The sequence below is a fragment of the Tianxiuia mixotrophica genome, assembly GCF_050596425.1.
GTDB lineage: Bacteria > Bacillota > Clostridia > Peptostreptococcales > Acidaminobacteraceae.
In genome coordinates, this window is record NZ_CP192292.1 from 382841 (window position 1) to 404448 (window position 21608).

At 41.8% G+C, this 21608-nt stretch carries 33 protein-coding genes; 32 read left to right on the forward strand and 1 reads right to left on the reverse strand.

Annotated elements, in window-relative coordinates:
• The first annotated feature begins 20 nt into the window (after window positions 1–20).
• The 27 genes from rplN to rpsI all read left to right on the forward strand — a co-directional run bounded on the left by rplN (window position 21) and on the right by rpsI (window position 15650).
• Window positions 21–389: a 50S ribosomal protein L14 gene (gene rplN, locus ACQ4KW_RS01735; RefSeq protein ID WP_430884829.1), complete on the forward strand. Its 369-nt coding sequence runs from the start codon at window positions 21–23 to the stop codon at window positions 387–389.
• Window positions 390–407: 18 nt separating this feature from the next.
• A complete protein-coding gene (rplX, locus tag ACQ4KW_RS01740) occupies window positions 408–716 on the forward strand; it encodes a 50S ribosomal protein L24 (RefSeq protein WP_430884830.1) in 309 nt (102 codons plus the stop codon).
• Window positions 717–742: 26 nt separating this feature from the next.
• Complete coding sequence (gene rplE, locus ACQ4KW_RS01745; RefSeq protein ID WP_430884831.1) at window positions 743–1282, forward strand: 50S ribosomal protein L5; 540 nt, start codon at window positions 743–745, stop codon at window positions 1280–1282.
• A 12-nt stretch (window positions 1283–1294) separates the two neighbouring features.
• A complete protein-coding gene (locus ACQ4KW_RS01750) occupies window positions 1295–1480 on the forward strand; it encodes a type Z 30S ribosomal protein S14 (RefSeq protein ID WP_430884832.1) in 186 nt (61 codons plus the stop codon).
• 22 nt (window positions 1481–1502) lie between these two features.
• Complete coding sequence (gene rpsH / locus ACQ4KW_RS01755; RefSeq protein ID WP_430884833.1) at window positions 1503–1901, forward strand: 30S ribosomal protein S8; 399 nt, start codon at window positions 1503–1505, stop codon at window positions 1899–1901.
• 28 nt (window positions 1902–1929) lie between these two features.
• Entirely contained in the window at window positions 1930–2469 is a 540-nt protein-coding gene (gene rplF / locus ACQ4KW_RS01760) for a 50S ribosomal protein L6 (RefSeq protein WP_430884834.1), read from the forward strand.
• A 19-nt stretch (window positions 2470–2488) separates the two neighbouring features.
• Window positions 2489–2857, forward strand: a complete 369-nt coding sequence (gene rplR / locus ACQ4KW_RS01765) for a 50S ribosomal protein L18 (protein ID WP_430884835.1) — start codon at window positions 2489–2491, stop codon at window positions 2855–2857.
• A 13-nt stretch (window positions 2858–2870) separates the two neighbouring features.
• Complete coding sequence (gene rpsE, locus ACQ4KW_RS01770; RefSeq protein WP_430884836.1) at window positions 2871–3377, forward strand: 30S ribosomal protein S5; 507 nt, start codon at window positions 2871–2873, stop codon at window positions 3375–3377.
• Between the two features lie 12 nt (window positions 3378–3389).
• Window positions 3390–3569: a 50S ribosomal protein L30 gene (gene rpmD, locus ACQ4KW_RS01775; RefSeq protein WP_430884837.1), complete on the forward strand. Its 180-nt coding sequence runs from the start codon at window positions 3390–3392 to the stop codon at window positions 3567–3569.
• A gap of 18 nt (window positions 3570–3587) precedes the next feature.
• A complete protein-coding gene (rplO, locus tag ACQ4KW_RS01780; protein ID WP_430884838.1) occupies window positions 3588–4028 on the forward strand; it encodes a 50S ribosomal protein L15 in 441 nt (146 codons plus the stop codon).
• A 1-nt stretch (window position 4029) separates the two neighbouring features.
• Window positions 4030–5292, forward strand: coding sequence for a preprotein translocase subunit SecY (gene secY, locus ACQ4KW_RS01785; protein WP_430884839.1), 1263 nt, complete (start codon window positions 4030–4032; stop codon window positions 5290–5292).
• A 21-nt stretch (window positions 5293–5313) separates the two neighbouring features.
• Window positions 5314–5961 carry an adenylate kinase gene (locus ACQ4KW_RS01790; RefSeq protein ID WP_430884840.1) on the forward strand — a complete coding sequence of 216 codons (648 nt, stop codon included), beginning with the start codon at window positions 5314–5316 and terminating at the stop codon, window positions 5959–5961.
• Window position 5962: 1 nt separating this feature from the next.
• On the forward strand, window positions 5963–6715 hold the full coding sequence (gene map, locus ACQ4KW_RS01795; protein ID WP_430884841.1) for a type I methionyl aminopeptidase: 753 nt from the start codon (window positions 5963–5965) through the stop codon (window positions 6713–6715).
• Window positions 6716–6729: 14 nt separating this feature from the next.
• A complete protein-coding gene (locus ACQ4KW_RS01800) occupies window positions 6730–7008 on the forward strand; it encodes an RNA-binding protein (protein WP_430884842.1) in 279 nt (92 codons plus the stop codon).
• Between the two features lie 30 nt (window positions 7009–7038).
• On the forward strand, window positions 7039–7257 hold the full coding sequence (infA, locus tag ACQ4KW_RS01805; protein WP_430884843.1) for a translation initiation factor IF-1: 219 nt from the start codon (window positions 7039–7041) through the stop codon (window positions 7255–7257).
• A gap of 17 nt (window positions 7258–7274) precedes the next feature.
• The gene (rpmJ, locus tag ACQ4KW_RS01810) at window positions 7275–7388 is read left to right on the forward strand and encodes a 50S ribosomal protein L36 (RefSeq protein ID WP_025434559.1); all 114 of its coding nucleotides are present in this window, start codon (window positions 7275–7277) and stop codon (window positions 7386–7388) included.
• A gap of 132 nt (window positions 7389–7520) precedes the next feature.
• On the forward strand, window positions 7521–7889 hold the full coding sequence (rpsM, locus tag ACQ4KW_RS01815) for a 30S ribosomal protein S13 (protein ID WP_430884844.1): 369 nt from the start codon (window positions 7521–7523) through the stop codon (window positions 7887–7889).
• 18 nt (window positions 7890–7907) lie between these two features.
• Window positions 7908–8306 carry a 30S ribosomal protein S11 gene (gene rpsK / locus ACQ4KW_RS01820; RefSeq protein WP_430884845.1) on the forward strand — a complete coding sequence of 133 codons (399 nt, stop codon included), beginning with the start codon at window positions 7908–7910 and terminating at the stop codon, window positions 8304–8306.
• Between the two features lie 18 nt (window positions 8307–8324).
• Window positions 8325–8939, forward strand: a complete 615-nt coding sequence (rpsD, locus tag ACQ4KW_RS01825) for a 30S ribosomal protein S4 (protein WP_430884846.1) — start codon at window positions 8325–8327, stop codon at window positions 8937–8939.
• Between the two features lie 60 nt (window positions 8940–8999).
• Entirely contained in the window at window positions 9000–9950 is a 951-nt protein-coding gene (locus tag ACQ4KW_RS01830) for a DNA-directed RNA polymerase subunit alpha (protein WP_430884847.1), read from the forward strand.
• 21 nt (window positions 9951–9971) lie between these two features.
• Window positions 9972–10313, forward strand: coding sequence for a 50S ribosomal protein L17 (rplQ, locus tag ACQ4KW_RS01835; protein ID WP_430884848.1), 342 nt, complete (start codon window positions 9972–9974; stop codon window positions 10311–10313).
• Window positions 10314–11344: 1031 nt separating this feature from the next.
• The gene (locus ACQ4KW_RS01840; protein ID WP_430884849.1) at window positions 11345–12172 is read left to right on the forward strand and encodes an energy-coupling factor transporter ATPase; all 828 of its coding nucleotides are present in this window, start codon (window positions 11345–11347) and stop codon (window positions 12170–12172) included.
• On the forward strand, window positions 12157–13020 hold the full coding sequence (locus tag ACQ4KW_RS01845) for an energy-coupling factor transporter ATPase (RefSeq protein WP_430884850.1): 864 nt from the start codon (window positions 12157–12159) through the stop codon (window positions 13018–13020). The genes ACQ4KW_RS01840 and ACQ4KW_RS01845 overlap by 16 nt, the downstream gene beginning before the upstream one ends.
• A complete protein-coding gene (locus ACQ4KW_RS01850; RefSeq protein ID WP_430884851.1) occupies window positions 13013–13813 on the forward strand; it encodes an energy-coupling factor transporter transmembrane component T family protein in 801 nt (266 codons plus the stop codon). Before ACQ4KW_RS01845 ends, ACQ4KW_RS01850 begins: the two co-directional genes overlap by 8 nt.
• A gap of 10 nt (window positions 13814–13823) precedes the next feature.
• A complete protein-coding gene (gene truA, locus ACQ4KW_RS01855) occupies window positions 13824–14594 on the forward strand; it encodes a tRNA pseudouridine(38-40) synthase TruA (RefSeq protein ID WP_430884852.1) in 771 nt (256 codons plus the stop codon).
• Window positions 14595–14810: 216 nt separating this feature from the next.
• Window positions 14811–15239, forward strand: coding sequence for a 50S ribosomal protein L13 (gene rplM, locus ACQ4KW_RS01860; protein ID WP_430884853.1), 429 nt, complete (start codon window positions 14811–14813; stop codon window positions 15237–15239).
• Between the two features lie 21 nt (window positions 15240–15260).
• Window positions 15261–15650, forward strand: coding sequence for a 30S ribosomal protein S9 (gene rpsI, locus ACQ4KW_RS01865; protein ID WP_430884854.1), 390 nt, complete (start codon window positions 15261–15263; stop codon window positions 15648–15650).
• A 397-nt stretch (window positions 15651–16047) separates the two neighbouring features.
• Here rpsI and ACQ4KW_RS01870 read toward each other — a convergent pair whose 3' ends face one another.
• Complete coding sequence (locus ACQ4KW_RS01870) at window positions 16048–16854, reverse strand: mechanosensitive ion channel family protein (protein ID WP_430884855.1); 807 nt, start codon at window positions 16852–16854, stop codon at window positions 16048–16050.
• Window positions 16855–17029: 175 nt separating this feature from the next.
• On the opposite strand from ACQ4KW_RS01870, the gene ACQ4KW_RS01875 reads away from it, so the two are divergent.
• From ACQ4KW_RS01875 to ndk, 5 genes are all read left to right on the forward strand, one after another.
• Window positions 17030–17353 (forward strand): MazG-like family protein, encoded by a 324-nt coding sequence (locus tag ACQ4KW_RS01875; protein ID WP_430884856.1) that lies wholly within the window; start codon window positions 17030–17032, stop codon window positions 17351–17353.
• A gap of 16 nt (window positions 17354–17369) precedes the next feature.
• Window positions 17370–18776 carry an AmmeMemoRadiSam system protein A gene (amrA, locus tag ACQ4KW_RS01880; RefSeq protein WP_430884857.1) on the forward strand — a complete coding sequence of 469 codons (1407 nt, stop codon included), beginning with the start codon at window positions 17370–17372 and terminating at the stop codon, window positions 18774–18776.
• 402 nt (window positions 18777–19178) lie between these two features.
• Window positions 19179–20840, forward strand: a complete 1662-nt coding sequence (locus ACQ4KW_RS01885) for a glycosyl hydrolase family 18 protein (protein ID WP_430884858.1) — start codon at window positions 19179–19181, stop codon at window positions 20838–20840.
• Between the two features lie 15 nt (window positions 20841–20855).
• Window positions 20856–21068, forward strand: coding sequence for a hypothetical protein (locus tag ACQ4KW_RS01890; RefSeq protein WP_430884859.1), 213 nt, complete (start codon window positions 20856–20858; stop codon window positions 21066–21068).
• Between the two features lie 59 nt (window positions 21069–21127).
• On the forward strand, window positions 21128–21535 hold the full coding sequence (ndk, locus tag ACQ4KW_RS01895; protein ID WP_430884860.1) for a nucleoside-diphosphate kinase: 408 nt from the start codon (window positions 21128–21130) through the stop codon (window positions 21533–21535).
• Window positions 21536–21608: the final 73 nt, after the last annotated feature.

A 21608-nucleotide genomic window follows, 5' to 3' on the forward strand; every position in this document is an offset into this window, starting at 1 on the left:
GTCGGAAGGAGGATAATCACATGATTCAACAAGAAACGCGATTGAAAGTTGCGGATAACTCCGGCGCTAAAGAACTGCTTTGCATCCGAGTACTAGGCGGATCAAAGAGAAGATACGCTAATATTGGCGACGTCATTGTTGCTACGGTTAAAGATGCAACACCAGGCGGAGTTGTTAAAAAAGGTGCCGTTGTTAAAGCGGTAGTTGTACGTTCTAAAAAAGGTGTACGTCGTAATGACGGAAGCTACGTTAAGTTCGATGACAACGCAGCTGTAATCATTAAAGAAGACAAGAACCCAACTGGTACTCGTATCTTCGGACCTGTCGCAAGAGAGCTTCGTGAGAACAAGTACATGAAGATCTTGTCTCTAGCACCGGAAGTACTGTAAAGGTAGGAGGTGTAGCAAGTGCATATTAAAAAGGGTGACACGGTGGTTGTTATTGCCGGTAAAGATAAAGGTAAGAAGGGCAAAGTCCTTCAAGTATTCCCTAAAAAAGAGCGCGTGCTGGTTGAAGGAGCTAATATGGCGACTAAACACCAGAAACCGACTCAGCAAATGCAGCAAGGTGGAATTATTCATCAGGAAATGCCTCTGCATGTTTCAAATGTAATGATCTGGGACGAAAAAGCTAAGGGCGGTTCTCGCGTTAAGTTCGAAACAAAAAATGATAAAAAAGTGCGTGTGGCTGTTAAGTCCGGCAACGTTATCGATTAATCATCGCCGAAAGGAGGTAACAGAACATGGCTAGACTAAGAGAAAAGTATGATAGTGAAGTAAAAAAAGCACTTCATGATAAATTTGGATACGATTCTGTAATGGAAATTCCTAAGTTCGATAAGATCGTGGTAAACATGGGTCTTGGTAGTTCTAAAGATAATCCTAAAGCTGTAAAAGCTGCTGCAGAAGAAATGGCTACAATTACAGGACAAAAGCCTGTTATTACAAAAGCTAAAAAATCAATCTCTAACTTTAAACTACGTGAAGGCATGTCAATCGGCTGCAAAGTTACACTACGTGGCGCGCAAATGTTCGAATTCATGGATCGCTTCATGAATATTGCACTACCTCGTGTACGTGACTTTAGAGGTGTTAATCCTAACGCATTCGATGGTCGTGGTAACTACACAGTAGGTATTAAAGAACAGCTGATTTTCCCTGAAATCGAGTACGATAAAGTAGATGCTGTCCGCGGTATGGATATCACATTCGTAACAACTGCGAAGACAGATGAAGAAGCTCGTGAGCTGCTGAAGCTTATGGGTATGCCATTCAGCAAATAAGGAGGGATCGCAGTGGCTAAAAAAGCAATGAAAGTCAAGCAAGCTAGAAAACAGAAGTTTTCTACACGCGAATACAATAGATGTCGACTTTGCGGTCGTCCGCACGGTTACTTAAGAAAGTTCGGTATCTGTCGTATTTGCTTTAGAGAATTGGCTTACAAAGGCCAAATTCCAGGTGTCCGTAAGGCAAGCTGGTAATACGGAAGGGAGGTAAACACCTATGATGATCACAGATCCAATTGCAGATATGCTTACGCGTATTAGAAATGGCAACATGGTTCGTCGCGCATCGGTTGATGTTCCTGCATCAAACACAAAGAAGCGTCTTGCAGAAATCCTTCTAACTGAAGGTTTCATCAAGAGCTATGACGTCATCGACGATGGCAAGCAAGGTATCATCCGTGTTCAATTGAAATACGGTGAAAATAGAGAACGAGTTATTACTGGTCTAAAGAGAATTTCTAAGCCAGGTCTACGTGTTTACGCTAAGAGAAATGAGATTCCTAAGGTACTAGGTGGTCTAGGCATCGCTGTTGTATCGACTTCAAACGGTATTATTACTGATAAGGAAGCTCGTAAGCTTGGCGTGGGCGGCGAAGTTCTTTGCTACGTTTGGTAATTATTGAGGAAAAGTAGGAGGTGCGACAATGTCACGAGTTGGTAATTTGCCGATCACGATTCCTCAAGGGGTAGAAGTTAAGGTTACTGATAAAAACGTAGTAACTGTTAAAGGCCCTCTTGGTGAACTGAGCGAGCAGATCGATAAAGACATTAAGATTTCTATCGATGGTGACACTCTGACTGTAGAGCGTCCATCAGATCTGAAAAGATTTAAAGCTCTACACGGTCTGTCTAGAGCACTTATCTTCAACATGGTTGAAGGTGTTACAAAAGGATACGAGAAGAAACTTCAAATCGTAGGCGTTGGTTACAGAGCTACGAAAAAAGGCAAGAACCTTGATCTACAACTTGGTTTTTCTCACCCAGTTTCAATGGAAGATCCTGAAGGCATTACGACTGAGTGCCCATCAAATACAGAGATCGTTGTAAAAGGTATCAACAAGCAACTTGTTGGTAATTATGCAGCTAAGATCCGCGATTGGAGAAAGCCTGAACCATACAAAGGTAAAGGTATCCGCTACGTTGATGAGTATGTAAGACGTAAAGAAGGTAAAGCTGGTAAGTAAAGGAAAGGAGTGACATAGGATGATCAATAAGCAAACTAAAAACAGTATGCGTCAGTCACGTCAAAGACGTGTTCGATCAAAAGTTCTAGGCACTACTGAACGTCCAAGACTAAACGTTTATAGAAGTCTGAACAATGTGTACGCACAGATCATCGATGACACGACAGGTACTACGCTGGTTTCTGCCTCTACTCTGGAAGCGGACATTAAGAGCCAAGTTTCAGGCACAGGCAATAAAGAAGCAGCGAAAGTTGTCGGAGAAGCTGTTGCAAAAAGAGCAATTGAAAAAGGCATAGATACTGTTGTATTTGACAGAGCTGGCTATCTGTACCATGGTCGTGTTAAGGAATTAGCAGACGGTGCACGTGCAGCTGGTCTGAAATTCTAAGGGAGGTACAATAATGGCGCAATATAAGATTGATGCGAACAAACTTGACCTCAAAGAGCAGGTTATTAATATTAACCGTGTTACGAAAGTTGTTAAGGGCGGTCGTAACTTCCGCTTTAGCGCACTTGTGGTTGTTGGAGATGAAAACGGTCACGTGGGCGTAGGTACTGGTAAAGCACTTGAGGTACCAGAAGCAATTCGTAAAGCTATCGAACACGCTAAGAAGAACATGATCTTTGTTCCACGTGTTGGAACAACAGTTCCACACGAAATTAAGGGAGAGTTTGACGGCGGTAAAGTACTAATCATGCCTGCGCATGAAGGTACTGGTGTAATCGCTGGTGGCCCTGTTCGTGCAGTCCTTGAGCTAGCAGGCGTTAAAGACGTACGTGCGAAGTCTCTAGGTTCGAACAATCCAAAGAACATGGTTAATGCGGCTCTTGACGGTATTCAAAGAATGAAAACTGTTGAAGATGTTGCTAAACTTCGTGGCAAGACGGTAGAAGAGATTCTTGGATAGGGGGAAAACACCTTGGCTAACATCAAGATCAAACTCGTAAAGAGTACTATCGGCGTAAAGCCTAAGCATAGACTAACGGTTCAGGCCCTAGGTCTGAAAAAAATCGGTCAAGTGGTTGAAAAGCAAGACAACCCTCAAATGAGAGGTATGATTGCACAAGTATGCCACTTGGTTGAAGTAGAAGAAGCTTAATAATAAGGAGGTGTCAACATGAAGCTACATGAACTGAGACCTGCTGCAGGTTCTACTAAAAACCGCAAGCGTATTGGTCGCGGCGGCGGTTCAGGACAAGGTACGACTGCTGGTCGCGGTATGAACGGTCAAAATTCTCGTTCTGGCGGCGGCGTTAGACCTGGTTTCGAAGGTGGCCAGATGCCACTATTCAGACGTCTTCCAAAGCGTGGTTTCAATAACTTTACTAGAAAGAACTGGACCATCGTAAACGTTGAGACGTTAAATAGATTTGAAGACGGTACAGAGATCACTCCAGAACTGCTTCTGGAAACAGGCGTACTTAGCAAAGTTGAGTACGGCGTAAAGATCCTTGGCGACGGCGAACTAACAAAGAAGCTTACAGTCAAGGCAAATAAATTCACTCAGTCAGCTATCACTAAAATCGAAGCTGCAGGAGGAAAGGCAGAGGTGATCTAACTTGTTCGCAACGCTGAGAAATGCTTGGAAAATACCTGATTTACAAAAACGAATGATCTACACATTGATGATGATTGTCGTATTCAGATTAGGTGCCCACGTTCCGGTACCTGGTGTCGATGCGAATAAGCTAGCGACACTTTTCGCAAGTGAAGATGGACTTTTTGGATTCTTTGACCTACTATCTGGTGGTTCATTCAAAAACTTCTCATTATTTGCTCTGGGTATATCGCCATACATCACAGCGTCGATCATTGTTAACTTGCTTCAGATTGCCATTCCGTCTCTTGAGCAATTAGCGAAAGAAGGCGAAGAGGGTCGTAAGAAACTTGCACAGATGACTCGCTACGGCACAGTTATCTTGGCATTGATTCAAGCAATTGGTATGAGTGTTGGTATTTTCAGACCTGCTTTTATCGATTTCAACACAATGTCAGTCGTAATTTCTGTACTGACTCTAACTGCCGGTACAGCATTCCTCATGTACTTGGGCGAAAAGATCACTGAAAACGGCATTGGTAATGGTATATCACTATTCATCTTTGCTGGTATTATTTCAAGACTGCCAATCAGCATCCAGACAACAGTATTCAAGGTAATGAGTGGAGACACTTCAATCTTTGCAGTGATTCTGTTCGCAGCTGTTGCGATTGCAGTTATTATGGGTGTTATATACATTCAGCAAGGTCAGAGAAAGATCCCTGTTCAATACGCTAAGCGTGTTGTAGGCCGTAAAATGTACGGTGGACATAGCACACACATTCCGCTAAAGGTAAACCAGGCGGGTGTTATTCCGGTAATCTTCTCAATGTCTCTGCTAATGTTCCCGATGACTATTGCACAATTCATGCCACAAAGTAGTTTCTACGCGTTCATGAGTGCAAACTTTAACACAGGCAGCATCCTGTACAACACCCTGTATGCGCTACTTATCATTGGTTTCACGTACTTCTACACTTCAGTGACATTCAATCCATATGATGTTTCTGATAATATGAAGAAGAACGGCGGATTTGTGCCAGGTATTCGTCCTGGTAAACCAACAGCAGAATATCTGATGCGTACACTAAACAGAATCACATTTGCTGGTGCGATCTTCCTAGCGTTTATCGCAGTTATGCCGAATGTGGTTGCAGGCCTTTCAGGTTCAGCATTCCGTTTTGGTGGCACATCACTACTGATCGCTGTTGGCGTTTCAATTGAAACAATGAAGCAAATCGAATCTCAAATGATTATGCGTCACTACCAAGGTTTCCTTAAGTAGTACGAACAGGAGAGGGATAGCATGCGATTAATTTTATTAGGGCCTCCAGGGGCTGGCAAAGGTACACAAGCAGCAAGTATTGTCGATAAGTACGATATTCCTCATATTTCAACGGGAGACATCTTCCGTGCAAATATCAAGGGTGGTACGGAACTCGGCAAGAAAGCGAAGTCATATATTGACCGCGGAGAACTGGTTCCGGATGAAATCACTGTAGCAATCGTTGAAGATCGACTTGCTCAGGATGACACAAAAGCTGGTTTTCTGCTAGACGGATTTCCAAGAACGGTAGAGCAGGCAGAGGCGCTTGACAAAGCCCTTAACAAAATGAACTGCTCTCTTGATTGCGTTCTTAACATCCAAGTTGATCCTAGCGTTTTAGTAGAACGTGCTGTGGGTAGAAGAATCTGTAGAGCTTGCGGAGCGACTTACCACATTCAGTTCAACCCAACAAAGGTTGAAGGCGTGTGCGATAAGTGCGGCGGCGAGCTTTATCAACGACCGGATGACAACGAAGAAACTGTTTCAAACCGTATTCAGGTTTATATGAACCAAACGTCACCACTGATTGATTACTACACGAAAAAAGATATTCTTGTAAGTGTGGATGGTCAAAGAGATATTGACGTTGTGTTTGAAGACATCACTTCTACGTTGGGGAGTCTCTAAAATGATTATCCTGAAGTCGAAGCGCGAAATTGAGACGATGCGCGAATCTGGAAAGATCGTCGCGCACGTCCATGGCGTGCTGCAGTCTCATATAAGACCGGGAATCACAACCAAGGAATTGGATGAAATCGCTGAAAAGGAAATTCGCAAGCATGGTGCAACTGCTGCATTTAAAGGCTATGGTGGGTTTCCAGGAAGCATATGTGCCTCCGTTAATGAAGAGGTCGTTCACGGGATTCCCAGTGCTAGTCGAGTGCTGAAGGATGGCGACATAATTAGTATTGACATCGGCGCTCTTAAAAACGGATACTATGGCGATGCGGCGAAAACATTCGCTGTGGGTCAGGTAACTGAAGAAGCGAGCAAGCTGATTGAAGTGACAAGACAAAGCTTTTATGAAGGCCTGAAGTTCTGTCGCGTTGGATACAGACTATCGGATGTATCTAATGCCATCCAAAGCTACGTTGAGTCTCATGGTTTTTCCGTCGTTCGAGATTTCGTCGGACACGGCATAGGAACCAATCTGCATGAAGATCCTCAGATTCCGAATTACGGCCCACCAGGCAAAGGTCCTCGCCTTGCTGAGGGCATGGTCTTAGCGATCGAGCCAATGGTCAACGCGGGAGGATATTCAGTCGAGATTCTTGGAGACAAGTGGACCGTTGTTACAATAGATCGTAAAATGTCTGCTCATTATGAGCATACCCTAGCGATCACTGATGACGAGCCAGTGCTTCTAACGAGTCTGGATTAAGCGAGGTGGCAGATTTGGAAACAACGAAGGATATACAGATCGGACAATTTGTCAGGTCTAAAGCCGGACGTGATAAGGATCGAATTTTTATTGTCATGAAAATTGTCGATGAAAAGTACGTTCTGATTGCAGATGGTGATCTTCGGAGGATCGAAAAGCCGAAAAAGAAGAAGATCAGACACTTGGCGCTTCTGTCGAGTGTAAGTACAAGCCTGAAAGATAAGCTTTCGGGTGACGGAAAGATCAATAACGCCTATGTGCGTCGTGAGATAGAAAAACTGGGATTAAACTGATCTAGAACTCTGTAGGAGGGATTTGTCTTAATGGCTAAGAAAGACGCTATTGAAGTCAAGGGAGTCGTAGTAGAAGCCCTGCCTAACGCAACGTTCAAAGTCAAGCTTGAGAACGATCACATCGTTTTGGCACATTTATCTGGAAAGCTTCGTATGAACTTTATCCGGATTTTGCCTGGCGATTCAGTGACGCTTGAGCTGTCACCGTACGATTTGACAAAAGGCAGAATTACTTGGCGCGGTAAGTGATTTAAGGAGGGACAAGAATGAAGGTTCGCCCATCTGTAAAACCGATCTGCGAAAAATGCAAGATCATTAAGCGTAAGGGTAGAGTCATGGTTATCTGTGAAAACCCTAAGCATAAACAAAAGCAAGGTTAATAACTTGATATATACACCAGCGTTAAGGCGCGGCTGAGAAATGTTCTTTCTGCTGGTGTGGTTACTATATATATCTCCAAATCATCTGTTTTTATGATTCACAATGAAGTTGTAAAATGGGAGGTGCACTAAATGGCACGTATCGCAGGTGTTGACTTGCCAAGAGATAAAAGAGCTGTTATTGGTCTAACATACATTTATGGTATTGGACGCAATGTATCAGCTGATATTCTTGCAGCGGCAGGTATCAACGAAAGTACGCGAATTAAAGACCTAACGGAAGAAGAAGTTTCAAAACTTCGTTCTATCATCGAAGCTGATTACACAGTTGAAGGTGATCTTCGTCGTGAGGTTGCTCTTAATATTAAGCGTCTACAAGAAATTGGATGCCAACGTGGTATCCGTCATAGAAAAGGACTTCCTGTACGTGGTCAGAAGACTAAGACGAATGCACGTACACGTAAGGGTCCAGCTAAAACAGTAGCTAAGAAGAAAAAGTAGTAAAGGGAGGTTAGACGCATGGCGGCTAAAAAAGCTCGTAATACGCGTGGCAGAAAAAAAGCTCGCAAGAATATTGACCGTGGTCAAGCTCATATTCAAGCGACTTTCAACAATACAATCGTTACGCTTACAGACAATAGCGGAAATGTAATCGCATGGTCAAGCGCAGGCGCTCTAGGCTTCAAAGGCTCTAGAAAGTCTACACCATTTGCTGCACAAATGTGCGGCGAAGCTGCAGCTAAAGCAGGCATGGAACATGGCCTTAAAGCTGTTCAAGTATTTGTTAAAGGTCCTGGATCCGGTCGTGAAGCAGCTATCCGTTCTCTGCAAGCAGCAGGTCTGGAAATCAGCATGATCCAAGACGTTACACCAATTCCTCACAATGGTTGTCGACCACCTAAGAGAAGAAGAGTATAATAGGAGGTGCAAGACTAGATGGCAAGATATACTGGACCTAGTTGTCGACTGTGCCGCCGCGAGGGTCAGAAACTGTACCTAAAGGGCGACAGATGTTACTCAGATAAATGTGCTATCAACAAGCGTGAACACGCTCCTGGTCAGCACGGCGCACGTAGAACAAAACTTTCAAACTACGGCGTTCAGCTTCGTGAGAAGCAAAAAGTTAAGCGTTTTTACGGCCTAATCGAGAGCCAATTCAGAACAACATATGACAAGGCTGCTAAGCTTGAAGGTAAGACTGGTGATAACCTTCTTAGACTTCTAGAGCTTCGTTTTGACAATGTTGTGTACCGTATGGGTCTAGCGACTTCTAGAAAAGAAGCTCGTCAGCTTGTTGTACACGGTCACTTTACACTGAATGGTAAGAAGGCTGATATTCCTTCAATGCAGCTAAAAATTGGCGATGTTATTGAAGTTAAAGAAAAAAGCAAGTCTTCATCAAAATTCAAAGAAGCTACAGAAAAAGACTACACGGCTCCTAACTGGGTAGAAGTTAAGGAAATGGGTGGTAAAATTGTAGCTGAACCTTCGAGAGAAGACATCGATCTTCCAATCGAAGAGCACCTTATCATCGAGCTTTACTCCAGATAATTGAATGGATTTTAACTGTCCTCATAGAATTGGATAACAGCGAAAGGGAGGGTTCGATTCATGATCGAAATTGAAAAGCCGAAAATAGAATGTGTTGAACTAAGCGACGACTTCACATATGGTAAGTTTGTTGTTGAGCCTCTAGAACGAGGCTATGGCATTACGCTAGGCAACAGCCTGCGCCGTATCATGCTTTCTTCCTTGCCAGGCACTGCTGTTAAATGGATAAAAATCGAGAACGTTCTTCATGAGTTCTCTACCATTCCTGGTGTAAAGGAAGATGTGGTTGAGATTGTTCTTAACCTAAAAAACCTGGCTGCAAAGATCAACTCAGATGATGATACGAAGATTCTTCGTATCGAAGCAAGTGAGCATGGTCCTATTACTGCGGGTGACATTATTGCAGATGCTGATGTTGAAATTCTGGATACAGACCTTCACATTTGTACTCTTGAAACTGATGCCACTTTAAATATGGAAATTGCCCTTGCAAAAGGCCGTGGATATATTCCAGCTGACCAAAATAAGGACGCTGGACTTCCAATTGGTATCATCCCAGTTGACTCAATCTTCACGCCGGTTAAAAAAGTTAATTTTGCCGTTGACAAGACGCGTGTCGGACAAGTCGCGGACTACGATAAACTGACTCTAGATATCTGGACTGATGGTACAATCAAGCCAGACGAAGCTGCATCGCTAGGTGCTAAAGTCATGTCTGAGCACCTTAATCTGTTCATTAACATGACAGATGCTACGGCTGGTGTTGAGATCATGGTTGAAAAGGAAGAAGACAAGAAGGAAAAAGTTCTTGAAATGACTATTGAAGAACTCGACCTGTCTGTACGTTCTTACAACTGTCTGAAGCGTGCTGGTATCAACACTGTTGAAGAGTTGACTGACCGTTCTGAAGAGGACATGATGAAAGTTCGTAACCTTGGCAAGAAATCTCTAGAAGAAGTTAAACATAAGCTACATGACCTTGGTCTGGGCTTAAAAGAAGAAGAAGAATAAGATGCGTTAGGAGGATATGATATGGCTAGATATAGAAAGCTTGGCCGTACCTCGTCGCACCGTGATCTGATGCTGAGAAACCTGACTACAAGTCTACTTGAAAAGGGTCGCATCGAAACAACTGAAACACGTGCTAAAGAAGCACGTCGTCAAGTTGAAAAAATGATCACTCTAGCGAAGCGTGGCGATCTGCATGCACGTCGTCAAGCTGCTGCTTATGTGACGAGCCCAGCTGTTGTTCAGTCGCTGTTCAACGAAATCGGACCTAAATACGCTGACAAGAACGGTGGTTACACTCGCATGTATAAATTAGGCCCTCGTCGTGGCGATGCTTCGATGATGGTTATCATCGAGTTAGTGTAATCAAATTTGCGAAAGACAATTCTTGTCGGAAGCACTTGATGCGTGATAAAAAAATAAAGCCTGATGAATTCATATGGATGAATCATCAGGCTTTTATTCATATGGAGATTTTGTTCATTTTGATTGGAGTTCAATTGATCTTGTATGAAGAGGATTAAACAATGAATGTGTATAGAGACTACGAACACCCAGCAATCTATCGATCGCTGTGGTCGCTAAACGCGATGAGTACATAAATTTAAAAAAACACAAAATCAAGTAAAACTTGATTTTATATGAAGTGTATTGAGTGCACTAGAGCAACCTATCGGTCGCTCATGTCGCTGACGCGTCCTATACAAATATATAAACAATCACCCAATTTTGTGCGAGCAGGGTTAAGTGTTAGATTTATATGGAGACTACGAACACCCAGCAATCTATCGATCGCTGTGGTCGCTAAACGCGATGAGTACATAAATTTAAAAAAACACAAAATCAAGTAAAACTTGATTTTGTGCTAAATATTGACAGTGATTTTATATGAAGTGTATTGAGTGCACTAGAGCAACCTATCGGTCGCTCATGTCGCTAACGCGCCATATACAAATATATAATCAATCCCCCAATTTTGTGCGAGCACAATTGGATGATTGATTATATATTTGTGCATTGCTTTGTTTTACGCAAAAAAATCACATTTCCGGGGAAATGTGATAGAGGGGATTCTACTACTTTTTAAACAAGAGGAATTTATATAAACTAAAGATATAGTAAGTCCAAATATCAAAGTTTTCTTACCCGTCGATAAGTACTTCTTTGATAATATTATTGTAGCGCACTTATGCAAATAAATATTATCATCCCGGTTACAAAGAAGTTACTAAAGAGTAACAAGCCCCTTTCAAAAGAATTTAAATTTACTGTGAACGCCGTTGTGACGGGCGCTTAGAAAAGGTATAATGGGTTGATGAGAACAATAATCAAAGCTGAAATCTTTTGAAATAGGAATGTGAAAAAGATGACAGGCCTAAAGAAAGTGTGGGAATGACATGATTAAAAGTGAAAATCTGAAATTCCAATATAAAAGAGAAAATCAGGAGACCATCGCCCTAGATGGTCTAAATATAGAAATCCCTAAAGGGGAGTTCACAGTTATTATTGGACACAATGGATCTGGTAAATCTACATTTGCCAAGCTGGCAAACGGTATACTCCTTCCAAGTGGAGGCTCTATTTTTGTCGGGGGGATGGACACTAAGGACCATGAAAAGATTTGGGAAATACGTAAGACCGCTGGCATGGTCTTTCAAAACCCGGACAACCAAATTGTGGCGACCATAGTGGAAGAGGATGTGGCTTTTGGCCCTGAAAACTTAGGCATCCCATCAGATGGTATCCGAAAGCGCGTGGATGAAGCCCTCCATGCAGTTGGCATGTATGAACATAGAAGAAAGCCACCGCATTTACTATCAGGTGGTCAAAAACAGCGGATTGCCATTGCAGGGATACTCGCAATGAAGCCTGAGTGTATTATTCTTGATGAACCGACAGCCATGTTAGACCCTGCTGGAAGACGTGAGGTTGTTGATACAATACGTAGATTGAATCGTGAAGATGCTATGACCATTGTGCATATTACACATTACATGGATGAAGCCGTAGATGCAGATCGTGTGATTGTTATGGAAAATGGAATTAAACTGCTAGAAGGGACCCCGGCTCAAGTATTTTCCAATGTAGAGAAACTTCAAAAGATGGGACTGGATGTGCCTCAAGTCACACTTTTGGCCCACGAGCTGAGGAAATCAGGTCTGGATATTCCTGCTGATATTTTGACAGTAGAAGATATGGAGAAAGCATTATGTCAATTCTTGTAGAGAAACTCAATCATATATATGACATCGGTAGTCCATATGAAACAGCCGCTTTAAAAGACGTGAGTGTTCAAATAGAGGCCGGAGAGTTTATCGGACTTATAGGACACACAGGATCAGGAAAATCGACCTTGATCCAGCATTTAAATGGACTTTTGAAGCCAACCAGCGGCAAAATTGTTGTCAATGGACTGGATTTAACATCAAAGGGTATCAAGCTCAATGCCATCCGAAAGAAAGTGGGATTGGTTTTCCAGTATCCCGAGTACCAACTCTTTGAAGAAACTGTGGAAAAAGACGTGGCATTTGGACCCATGAATCTCGGTCTGAGCGAAAGTGAAATTTCAAGTCGCGTTAAAGAAGCCATAGAACTGGTTGGCCTTGATTATGAAGCCATCAAAGACAAATCCCCATTTGAATTGTCTGGAGGACAGAAAAGAAGAGTGGCTATAGCTGGTGTTCTTTCAATGAATCCTGAAGTTCTCATACTTGATGAGCCAACAGCTGGACTTGATCCACGGGGCCGTGATGAAATACTTGGGCAAATTAAAAAGTTACATGTCGACAAGGAAATCACGGTAATATTGGTATCTCACAGTATGGAAGATATAGCGAAAATGGCAGACCGACTTATTGTAATGGACAAGGGACAGGTGGCCCTTGATGGAAAACCTCAAGAGGTTTTCATTCATGCGGATAAGCTTGAATCCATTGGACTAGGTGTGCCTCAAATAACCAAGCTGACAAGCGCACTTAGGGATCGTGGCTATAATATAGCTGGCGATATCATCACGGTAGAGGAAGCGAAAAAAGCATTGCTCACTCTTATAAAGGGGGATCATAATGCTTAGAGATATTACAGTCGGACAGTATTATCCAACAACATCATTTGTCCACAAACTTGATCCAAGATTTAAAATTTTATGTGCCTTTGCATACATTATGTCATTGTTTGTTGTGGACGCCTTGTCCAGTTATTTGATTGTACTGGGCTTTTTAGGCATTGCAGTGCATTTTTCAAAAGTGCCCGTTAAGTTCATGTTGCGTGGTCTCAAACCCATAATGTTCATCATTATATTTGCATTTGCAATCAACATGTTTTTAACACCAGGGGAGATATTTATTCAGTTCGGATTTGTAAAGATCACTTATCAAGGGATTGAGCAGGCTCTTTTTATGGCCTTTAGACTTATTTTCTTGATACTGGGTACATCACTGCTCACCCTCACAACATCACCTATTGAACTGACAGATGGCTTAGAAAGACTTTTAGGACCATTTAAGAAGATCGGTGTGCCCGCCCATGAACTGGCTATGATGATGACCATTGCCCTTCGCTTTATTCCAACCCTTCTGGAGGAAACGGATAAAATTATGAAGGCCCAGATGGCCCGGGGCGCAGATTTTGAAAGCGGTAATATTGTGGCAAGAGCAAAAAGTCTAATCCCCCTCTTGGTCCCCCTATTCATTAGTGCTTTTAGGAGGGCTGATGAACTGGCTATGGCTATGGAGGCCAGATGTTATAGAGGCGGAGAGAATAGAACACGTTTAAAAGTCTTAAAGTATACCTATAGAGATATAATCGGTCTGGCTGGATTCACAGTCTATTTAGGGGTTATGATCACTGTACAAGTTGTATTCTAGGAGGTTAACTATGAACATTAAAATAGTTATTGAATATGATGGCGCAGATTTTTATGGGTGGCAAAGACAACCTAACTTGCGAACGGTGCAGGGGGAAATCGTTAAGTGCTTAAGTGCCTTAGCGGGGCATGAAATTCTGATTGACGGTTCAGGTCGTACAGATGGTGGTGTACATGCATATGGCCAGGTGGCAACTTTTAACTGGACGGGAAAGATTCCAGTGGATAAACTTCAGTATGTTATGAATCATAGACTGCCCAAAGACATTTATATAACCTCACTAGAAGAGGTTGATACAGATTTCCATGCAAGATTTTCTGCTTGTGGAAAGTGTTATACTTATAAGCTTTATAAATCAGATCGACCGAAACCATTAAAAAGAAGACATGCTTATAGGGTTCCAAAGACCATAAACGTATTAGATATGAAAGAAGCTGCAGCCCATGTGGTTGGAGAACACGATTTCAAGTCATTTATGGCCAGTGGTAGTTTTGTCACTGACACTGTTCGTACAATTTATAAGGTGACAATAGATGAAGTCGGCGATGAAATTCATCTTCGTTTTTATGGCAACGGATTTTTGTATAATATGGTGAGAATACTGACAGGCATGCTTGTTGATATAGGACTGGGTATAAAAAGACCAGACCTGGTTCCTCATATAATAGAGTCAAAGGACAGGACGCTGGTTGAGCACACAGCGGCTGCAGAAGGATTATATTTGACAGAGGTTTACTACAATAAAGAGACGCTTGAGAGGGCTCTGAAGAGCTCAGAATGACCCCCTGTCAAAAACTCTGAAACCCTTGATATGACTTGTCAAAAATTAATTGCAAAAAACAGAAAATTAATGTTGATTTTACTTGACGAACTGCATGCTATGTATTAGAATATATGTGTTCTGTGCCCACTAGGTAACGGTAATTAAAAACCCTTTATGCCCCGGGTTTTTTACAAATATACGAAACGGTGAAATAATTCGCAAGGAGGAACTTCCATGAAGTCGTACATCGCTAAGCCACATGAAGTGGAAAGAAAATGGTACGTTGTTGATGCTGAAGGCAAGACACTTGGTCGCATGGCATCTGAAGTTGCAACAGTACTAAGAGGTAAGCACAAGCCAACATACACACCACACGTAGATACAGGTGATTTTGTAATCATCATTAACGCTGATAAGGTTGTACTAACTGGTAAGAAGCTAGACCAAAAAATGTTCAGATGGCACACTGGCTACATCGGCCACATGCGTGAAAGAACATACCGTCAAATGATGGACACGAAGCCTGAAAAGGTTGTTTTCGAAGCTGTTAAAGGCATGCTTCCACACACATCATTAGGCCGTCAAATGGTTAAAAAGCTAAGAGTGTACAGAGGTGCTGAGCACAATCATGCTGCTCAAAAGCCTGAAGTACTGGACATTTAGTCGTAGGGAGGGAATAGAAAAATGGCAAACCAATATCAAGGTACTGGTAGAAGAAAAAAATCTATCGCTCGAGTTAGACTAGTTCCAGGAACAGGACAGTTCACTGTAAACGGTCGCGCTCTTGAAGAGTATATTTCATACGAAACTCTAAGAGAAGACATTAAGCGTCCTCTTACAGTTACAGAAACAGAAGGCAAGTTTGACGTTATCGTTCGTGTTAACGGCGGTGGCTTCACTGGTCAATCTGGCGCAATCCGTCATGGTATCGCGCGTGCCCTATGTCAAGTGGACGCTGAGTTGCGTCCTGCACTAAAGGCAGAAGGCTTCCTAACTCGTGATGCACGTATGAAGGAAAGAAAGAAATACGGTCTTAAAAAAGCAAGAAGATCGCCTCAGTTCTCAAAGCGTTAATCAGCTTTTCAGAACAGATTATTTCGATTACAAAAGGCATTGCAGATTTATCTGCAATGCCTTTTTTTAGTGCCTTTTTAACGGTTTCTATTCAATTAAAGGATTAAGTCGACTGCCGGAGCAAATATTCCATCGACAACCTATATAGAACCGGTTGAATGTGGGAGCAAGAGGACGGATTTTTTATAAAATCATTCTAAGACAATGCTTTATGATGTTATGATAAAGCGCAGAAGTAGTCAATAATTCGATGTATTAAGGTCTATGAACAGCCAGGTCATAAGGTGCGATTTGTGATTCCAAATATTAAAAGGGGGACTGTCTAAAGATAGTCCCCCTGATTGCTTGAAATGTATAATTTTCATATAAGATAAATTATCCAGCTTAGGGATTGAGATTAAGAAGATTTTTCTTGGCTAAATAAGTTAACATCAACCTTGTTGTAAGGAATCTCAATATCTTCTTCATCAAATTTCATCTTAATGGCTTCCATTAAGTCAAAGTGAACTGTCCAGTAATCTTCAGCCTTAACCCAGACCCGAACTGTGTAGTCAAGTGAACTCGAATTATGAGCCCCCAGACGAATGGTCCATGCAGGATCCTTTAAAATGAGGTCATGGGAAGAAACCACAGATTCAATAGCCGCCTTGGCTTGTGAAACAGGGACATCATAAGATGTACCAAAAACAAAATCGACACGACGTGTGTCTTTGGTGCTGAAGTTTGTGATTGTTGAGTTGGCTAAAGAGCCATTAGGAACAGTGATTACTTTATTGTCAGGTGTGGTAAGCGTTGTGTAAACAATACCGATTTCTTGAACCGTTCCTTTCGCACTGCCTCCTTCAATAAAGTCTCCGACCTTGTAGGGTCTTAAGACAAGAAGCAAGACACCACCGGCAAAGTTAGAGAGAGAGCCTTGAAATGCCAGCCCCACAGCGAAACCAGCTGCACCGAGTAAAGCAACAAAAGAAGTGGTTTGAACCCCTGCAACAGATGCTGCAGAAATTGCAACGAGAACCTTAAGCGTCATGCCAACGACTTGTTTCATGAAAGCGTTAAGGGACTTGTCAACAGACTTATGATCCAATGTTTTTTGAATCAACCTGCCAAAATAATTTGCCACAGGCCATCCAATAAGAAGGACAATGATTGCCCCAGCAAGGTTAAAAGCATATTGCTGAATGATTGCCATATTTAATGTCATAATAAACCTCCTATATGTAATAAACAACTCTAAATAGATTATACCAATTTTGGATAAATTGTAACCCTAAATTTGAAAACTTGCCCAAGAAGTAACGAAAATATTAAAATAATGGGGATGTACGCATTTACATAGTGGTGTAGGATATAATAAGAATAAAGTTGGAGGGATAAATATGAAAACAGGAATATATAAGCAAGTTAGTTTACCAAAGCTCAACAATCTTAAGCCAGGGTTAGAGTCAACGTGTTTAAAACTCATGGAAGAAGCTGGGGAACTGGCACAAGTCATAGGCAAATTTAGAGGACTCAACGGTGAAGACACAACCCTTCAGGACAAAGAAGTTGTTGATAGAATAAGCATGGAACTTTTAGATGTGGCACAGGTTGCTGTGTCTATGATGTTTGTTTTAGAGGAACAATACGGTATAAACATTGACGAAAAGGTTGATGAACACATCGATAAACTCTTGAAAAAGGGTTATATGGTAGAAAAATAGTTAGGAGAGTGATTTTATGTCGATACATGGTGGTTTTTTAATGCCTCATCCGCCCATTGTTATACCTGAAGTGGGGCAAGGACGGGAAAGTGAATGCCAAAATACTGTAGATGGTATGAACAGGGCGGCAAGAGAAATCAAGAAAATTGCACCAGAGACCATCGTCTTAATCACTCCTCATGGCCCAACTTTTACCGACGCCATAGCCATTTATGATGACAGCAACTTAAGAGGTGATCTATCCAAGTTTGGCGCGTCATCTGTCACCTATGAAAAGGAAGCTGATGATGAATTCATAGATGAGCTTCTATTTATTTGTGGGGAAAAGAACATCCCAGCGGTGAGAATAGACAAAGATCTTCGAGACAGATTTGGAATATCAAAGACTCTTGACCATGGTGCTGTTGTCCCCCTACATATTATTGATAAAGTGTATAAGTCCTATCAATTGGTCTGCATAAGTTATGGTTTTTTAGACCATGAAATGCTCTACAAATTTGGACAAGCCATACAAAGTGCTTCGGATTATCAAGCAAAGAAGACGATCATAGTGGCAAGTGGTGACCTCTCCCACAGATTAAAAAATGATGGACCATACAAGTACCATCCTGATGGGCGTGTGTTTGACCAACAACTCATAGACTTATTCAAGGAGAAAAGATTCTCAGATATTGTTTTAATGGAGAGTCAACTTTGTGATAATGCGGGGGAATGTGGCAAGAGATCCATTGATATTATGCTCGGGGCACTGGATGGATATGATAGAAACGTTGAAGTCTATAGCTATGAAGGTCCTTTTGGTGTTGGATATGGTGTTATTGGTCTAACAGATTTAAAAAGAGATTTATCGTTTGAACTTTTACCGGCGATTCAAGATGGCATGAAAAAAGCCCATGAGAAACGACTTGAAAATGAAGACGCTTATGTAAGACTGGCGCGTGAAGCTGTGGAAGAGGTGGTTCGTACAGGCAAAAGACTTGCTGTCCCAGATCTGCTTCCAAAGGAAATGCTCGACAAGCGTGGCGGAACCTTCGTTTCTATAAAAACAGCTTCGGGTTTACGAGGATGCATGGGAACCATTGCAGGCACACAGGTCAATATAGCAGAAGAAATTGTAGAAAATGCCATGAAGGCTGCGACGGCAGATCCAAGATTTCCTGAAATCGAACCGACGGAGTTATCAGGACTCATTATTTCTGTAGATATACTGGGCAAAGCTGAAAAAGTGGAAAACATTGCTAGTCTTGATCCCGAAAGGTATGGTGTCATAGTAACATCGGGATACCGTAGAGGTCTGCTTCTGCCTAAACTGCAGGGCGTCGATACAATCAAAGATCAGATTGATATTGCATTAAACAAAGCAGGTATATCAGCTGATGAGGAATACCACGTTGAAAGATTTGAAGTTATTCGGCATGAGTAAACTGGATAAAAAAGGGCGGAGGGCATATGCGCTTCGCTTTTTGTATAAAAGAAAGATGTACAAACCATGAATGACTCTAAAGTTAACAGAATGGTGGTTAGATGTTAATAATAAGTCGCTTAACTCAGAATTTATTCACAATTTTGTGGATAACATGTGGATATACCGTGGAGTATTAACTGATTACTGTGAGTCAATGAGAAATTAAAGTGGAGAAACTGTGCATAAGTGTATGAACTTGTGGATAACAGAATATTAAGTATTCTGTAAAAGAAACATATCCACAGAAGATGTATACACTTATGTGGAATACCTGTGTGATTAAGAGCAAAACTGTTCATAACCCATGGAAAACCTGTGGGTTTTGACTCGAGTTATCAACATATAAAGGATGTCGATATAATGAAAATATTTAAGAACCTTGTCATTGCCATACTAATCGCAGTGATTGCTTATTTTGGATACATGACCTATCAAAAGTCTCAGAAAGACATACAAGCTATAGAGACCCCGCAAGTGGTCGTTCTTTCTAAAGACGAAATTCTCACCATGAATCTACCGGGAGAGAATCTTGAATGGCTGGATCAAAGAGGATGGGTGCCAAGTGCCTTGCTTGATGCCTACTATATTTACTCAGACTTTGATGCTGAGGAAGATCTGGTGACTATAAGTGATGGATTTGATACCATTGTTTACGATATGGCTTACGAACAAGCCACACTCAATGGCCAAGAGTTTTCTATGGACAAGCCACGTGTGGAAGATGGGATGCTGTGGATCCCCCTAGGTCAAATGAAAGACGTATTCCACTTAAGTTATGATATTAATGAAAACACGAAAACAATTTTTGTGAAGGACAACACACTAGATTACACATTAGGAAATGCTGAATATGAAATTGACCTTCTCATGTCACCGGGGGAGTCGCGTATTCTTGATGAGATCAGTGAAAAAGAATCTCTTGTGATCACAGACTATGACGAAGAATATATTCGTGTTATGACAGCGGATTATCAAGTGGGATTTGTGCCATCGGATGTCATCGTGAAAACGTGGGAAGTGAAAGCTGAAGTAGAAAGCAAAAAATCACCTATTGAAAGAGACCAACCCGTTTTTTTAACTTGGGAAATATATGGACGGGGCTACGACACAGACAAGATCGGACCAATGCGAGGGGTCAATGTTATATCACCAGCCTGGTATGCTCTTTCAGACGACTCTGGTAATTTTTCAGCCAAACCCAGTGAGAATTATATAAACTGGGCAAAAGGAAGAGACTATGAACTTTGGGCACTGGTTTCCAATGATTTTGATGTGAAAAGAACGAATACCTTTTTACACAGCACCACAGCGAGGAAGCACTTCATCAGTAATCTATTGGCTGAATATAGTCATAAAGGATATGAAGGCATTAATATTGATTTTGAAAATGTCTATAAAGAGGATAAGAGGCAACTGACCCAGTTTGTGGCAGAGCTCACATCGGCCTTTCGCAGGGAAAACATGGTCGTGAGCATGGACGTTACGGTTATGGGTGGCAGTGACACCTGGTCCAAATGTTATGACAGAAAAGCTCTTGGGCACTTAGTTGATTATCTTGCTATAATGACTTATGATGAACACTGGGCCAGCAGTCCAATCAGTGGATCCGTATCATCTTATAACTGGATGAAGTCAAATATGGAAAAAATCGCACAGATTGTACCTTCTGAAAAACTCCTTCTTGGAATACCATATTATATGCGTGTATGGACAGAGGTTCCATCAAGAGAAAGAGCCAATGCGATGGATGTGGATTCAGGAGTCCTTAACATGCCCAATGCAGAAAAGTGGATTGAAGAAAAAGACCTCCATCTAATATGGGACGAAGATGCCAGACAGCATTATACTGGTTATATTGAAAATGGAGCTCTCAAAAAAATATGGTTTGAGAATGCGACATCAATAAGAGAGAAAGCCACACTGGTTAATGAGTTGAAACTGGGGGGCGCAGCAGTATGGAGACGTGGTTTTGAGACCCAAGACATATGGGGTGTTATTGATGATGCCATAAAGGCGAGGTAAAGAGGTGGTTTAGTCGTGCAAATTAATATGAAAAAAATGATTCGCTACGTCATTGCTATGATCATAGGTTTGTCTTTAACTGTTTATGGCGTGATAGATTTAACCGTTGCCAAATATGGGCCTAAACCCATGTCTGATGCTGAAATCATTGAGCGGGCTAAAGACCTGGGCATGGTGGATATTAAAGAAGAGTGGCTTGAATCCCAAGAGAACGAAAGCGATAACTAAAGATTCATGTGTACACCCCTTGATTATTTGGTATGAATGATAAAAAGGAGGCGGGGACTATGGAACAAAGAACCCTTGTTATCATTAAACCAGAGGCGGTTAAAAAGAAATTGATAGGCAGGATTATTTCAACATATGAAGAAAACGGCCTACGCATTGAAGATGCCTACATCACCGTGGCAAGCAAAACCTTGTTGGAAAAACACTATGAGGAACACGTGGGTAGAGATTTTTATACTCCCCTTCTTGAGTTTATGAGCAGCGGCCCTGTGGTTCTTATGGTGGTCGCAGGAGAAAATGCAGTTGAAGTTGTCAGGGAAATTAATGGCGCAACCAATCCAGCCAAGGCGAGACCATGTACAATCCGCTACAAGTACGGAACCAATGTACAAATGAACGTTGTGCACGGCGCCGCAACAATAGAAGATGCTGAAAGAGAAATAGATATTTGGTTCCCGAATGATTAACTTGATTTTAAATGGGAGCTCATGTATGCTATTAAAGGTCATGATCAAGGTATCATGGCCTTTTATAATGGCG

Excerpts from the sequence above, each read along its gene's own strand:
- ACQ4KW_RS01830 (WP_430884847.1), top strand. The coding sequence starts at position 9,000 with ATGATCGAAATTGAAAAGCCGAAAATAGAATGTGTTGAACTAAGCGAC.
- rpsH (WP_430884833.1), top strand. The coding sequence starts at position 1,503 with ATGATGATCACAGATCCAATTGCAGATATGCTTACGCGTATTAGAAAT.
- rplM (WP_430884853.1), top strand. The coding sequence starts at position 14,811 with ATGAAGTCGTACATCGCTAAGCCACATGAAGTGGAAAGAAAATGGTAC.
- rplQ (WP_430884848.1), top strand. The coding sequence starts at position 9,972 with ATGGCTAGATATAGAAAGCTTGGCCGTACCTCGTCGCACCGTGATCTG.
- rplF (WP_430884834.1), top strand. The coding sequence starts at position 1,930 with ATGTCACGAGTTGGTAATTTGCCGATCACGATTCCTCAAGGGGTAGAA.
- rplO (WP_430884838.1), top strand. The coding sequence starts at position 3,588 with ATGAAGCTACATGAACTGAGACCTGCTGCAGGTTCTACTAAAAACCGC.
- rplR (WP_430884835.1), top strand. The coding sequence starts at position 2,489 with ATGATCAATAAGCAAACTAAAAACAGTATGCGTCAGTCACGTCAAAGA.
- map (WP_430884841.1), top strand. The coding sequence starts at position 5,963 with ATGATTATCCTGAAGTCGAAGCGCGAAATTGAGACGATGCGCGAATCT.
- rpsD (WP_430884846.1), top strand. The coding sequence starts at position 8,325 with ATGGCAAGATATACTGGACCTAGTTGTCGACTGTGCCGCCGCGAGGGT.
- rplE (WP_430884831.1), top strand. The coding sequence starts at position 743 with ATGGCTAGACTAAGAGAAAAGTATGATAGTGAAGTAAAAAAAGCACTT.
- ACQ4KW_RS01885 (WP_430884858.1), top strand. The coding sequence starts at position 19,179 with ATGAAAATATTTAAGAACCTTGTCATTGCCATACTAATCGCAGTGATT.
- ACQ4KW_RS01870 (WP_430884855.1), bottom strand. The coding sequence starts at position 16,854 with ATGACATTAAATATGGCAATCATTCAGCAATATGCTTTTAACCTTGCT.
- ACQ4KW_RS01875 (WP_430884856.1), top strand. The coding sequence starts at position 17,030 with ATGAAAACAGGAATATATAAGCAAGTTAGTTTACCAAAGCTCAACAAT.
- ndk (WP_430884860.1), top strand. The coding sequence starts at position 21,128 with ATGGAACAAAGAACCCTTGTTATCATTAAACCAGAGGCGGTTAAAAAG.
- rpsM (WP_430884844.1), top strand. The coding sequence starts at position 7,521 with ATGGCACGTATCGCAGGTGTTGACTTGCCAAGAGATAAAAGAGCTGTT.
- infA (WP_430884843.1), top strand. The coding sequence starts at position 7,039 with ATGGCTAAGAAAGACGCTATTGAAGTCAAGGGAGTCGTAGTAGAAGCC.
- ACQ4KW_RS01850 (WP_430884851.1), top strand. The coding sequence starts at position 13,013 with ATGCTTAGAGATATTACAGTCGGACAGTATTATCCAACAACATCATTT.
- ACQ4KW_RS01845 (WP_430884850.1), top strand. The coding sequence starts at position 12,157 with ATGTCAATTCTTGTAGAGAAACTCAATCATATATATGACATCGGTAGT.
- ACQ4KW_RS01790 (WP_430884840.1), top strand. The coding sequence starts at position 5,314 with ATGCGATTAATTTTATTAGGGCCTCCAGGGGCTGGCAAAGGTACACAA.
- ACQ4KW_RS01840 (WP_430884849.1), top strand. The coding sequence starts at position 11,345 with ATGATTAAAAGTGAAAATCTGAAATTCCAATATAAAAGAGAAAATCAG.
- rpmJ (WP_025434559.1), top strand. The coding sequence starts at position 7,275 with ATGAAGGTTCGCCCATCTGTAAAACCGATCTGCGAAAAATGCAAGATC.
- rpsK (WP_430884845.1), top strand. The coding sequence starts at position 7,908 with ATGGCGGCTAAAAAAGCTCGTAATACGCGTGGCAGAAAAAAAGCTCGC.
- truA (WP_430884852.1), top strand. The coding sequence starts at position 13,824 with ATGAACATTAAAATAGTTATTGAATATGATGGCGCAGATTTTTATGGG.
- amrA (WP_430884857.1), top strand. The coding sequence starts at position 17,370 with ATGTCGATACATGGTGGTTTTTTAATGCCTCATCCGCCCATTGTTATA.
- rpsI (WP_430884854.1), top strand. The coding sequence starts at position 15,261 with ATGGCAAACCAATATCAAGGTACTGGTAGAAGAAAAAAATCTATCGCT.
- rpsE (WP_430884836.1), top strand. The coding sequence starts at position 2,871 with ATGGCGCAATATAAGATTGATGCGAACAAACTTGACCTCAAAGAGCAG.
- rplN (WP_430884829.1), top strand. The coding sequence starts at position 21 with ATGATTCAACAAGAAACGCGATTGAAAGTTGCGGATAACTCCGGCGCT.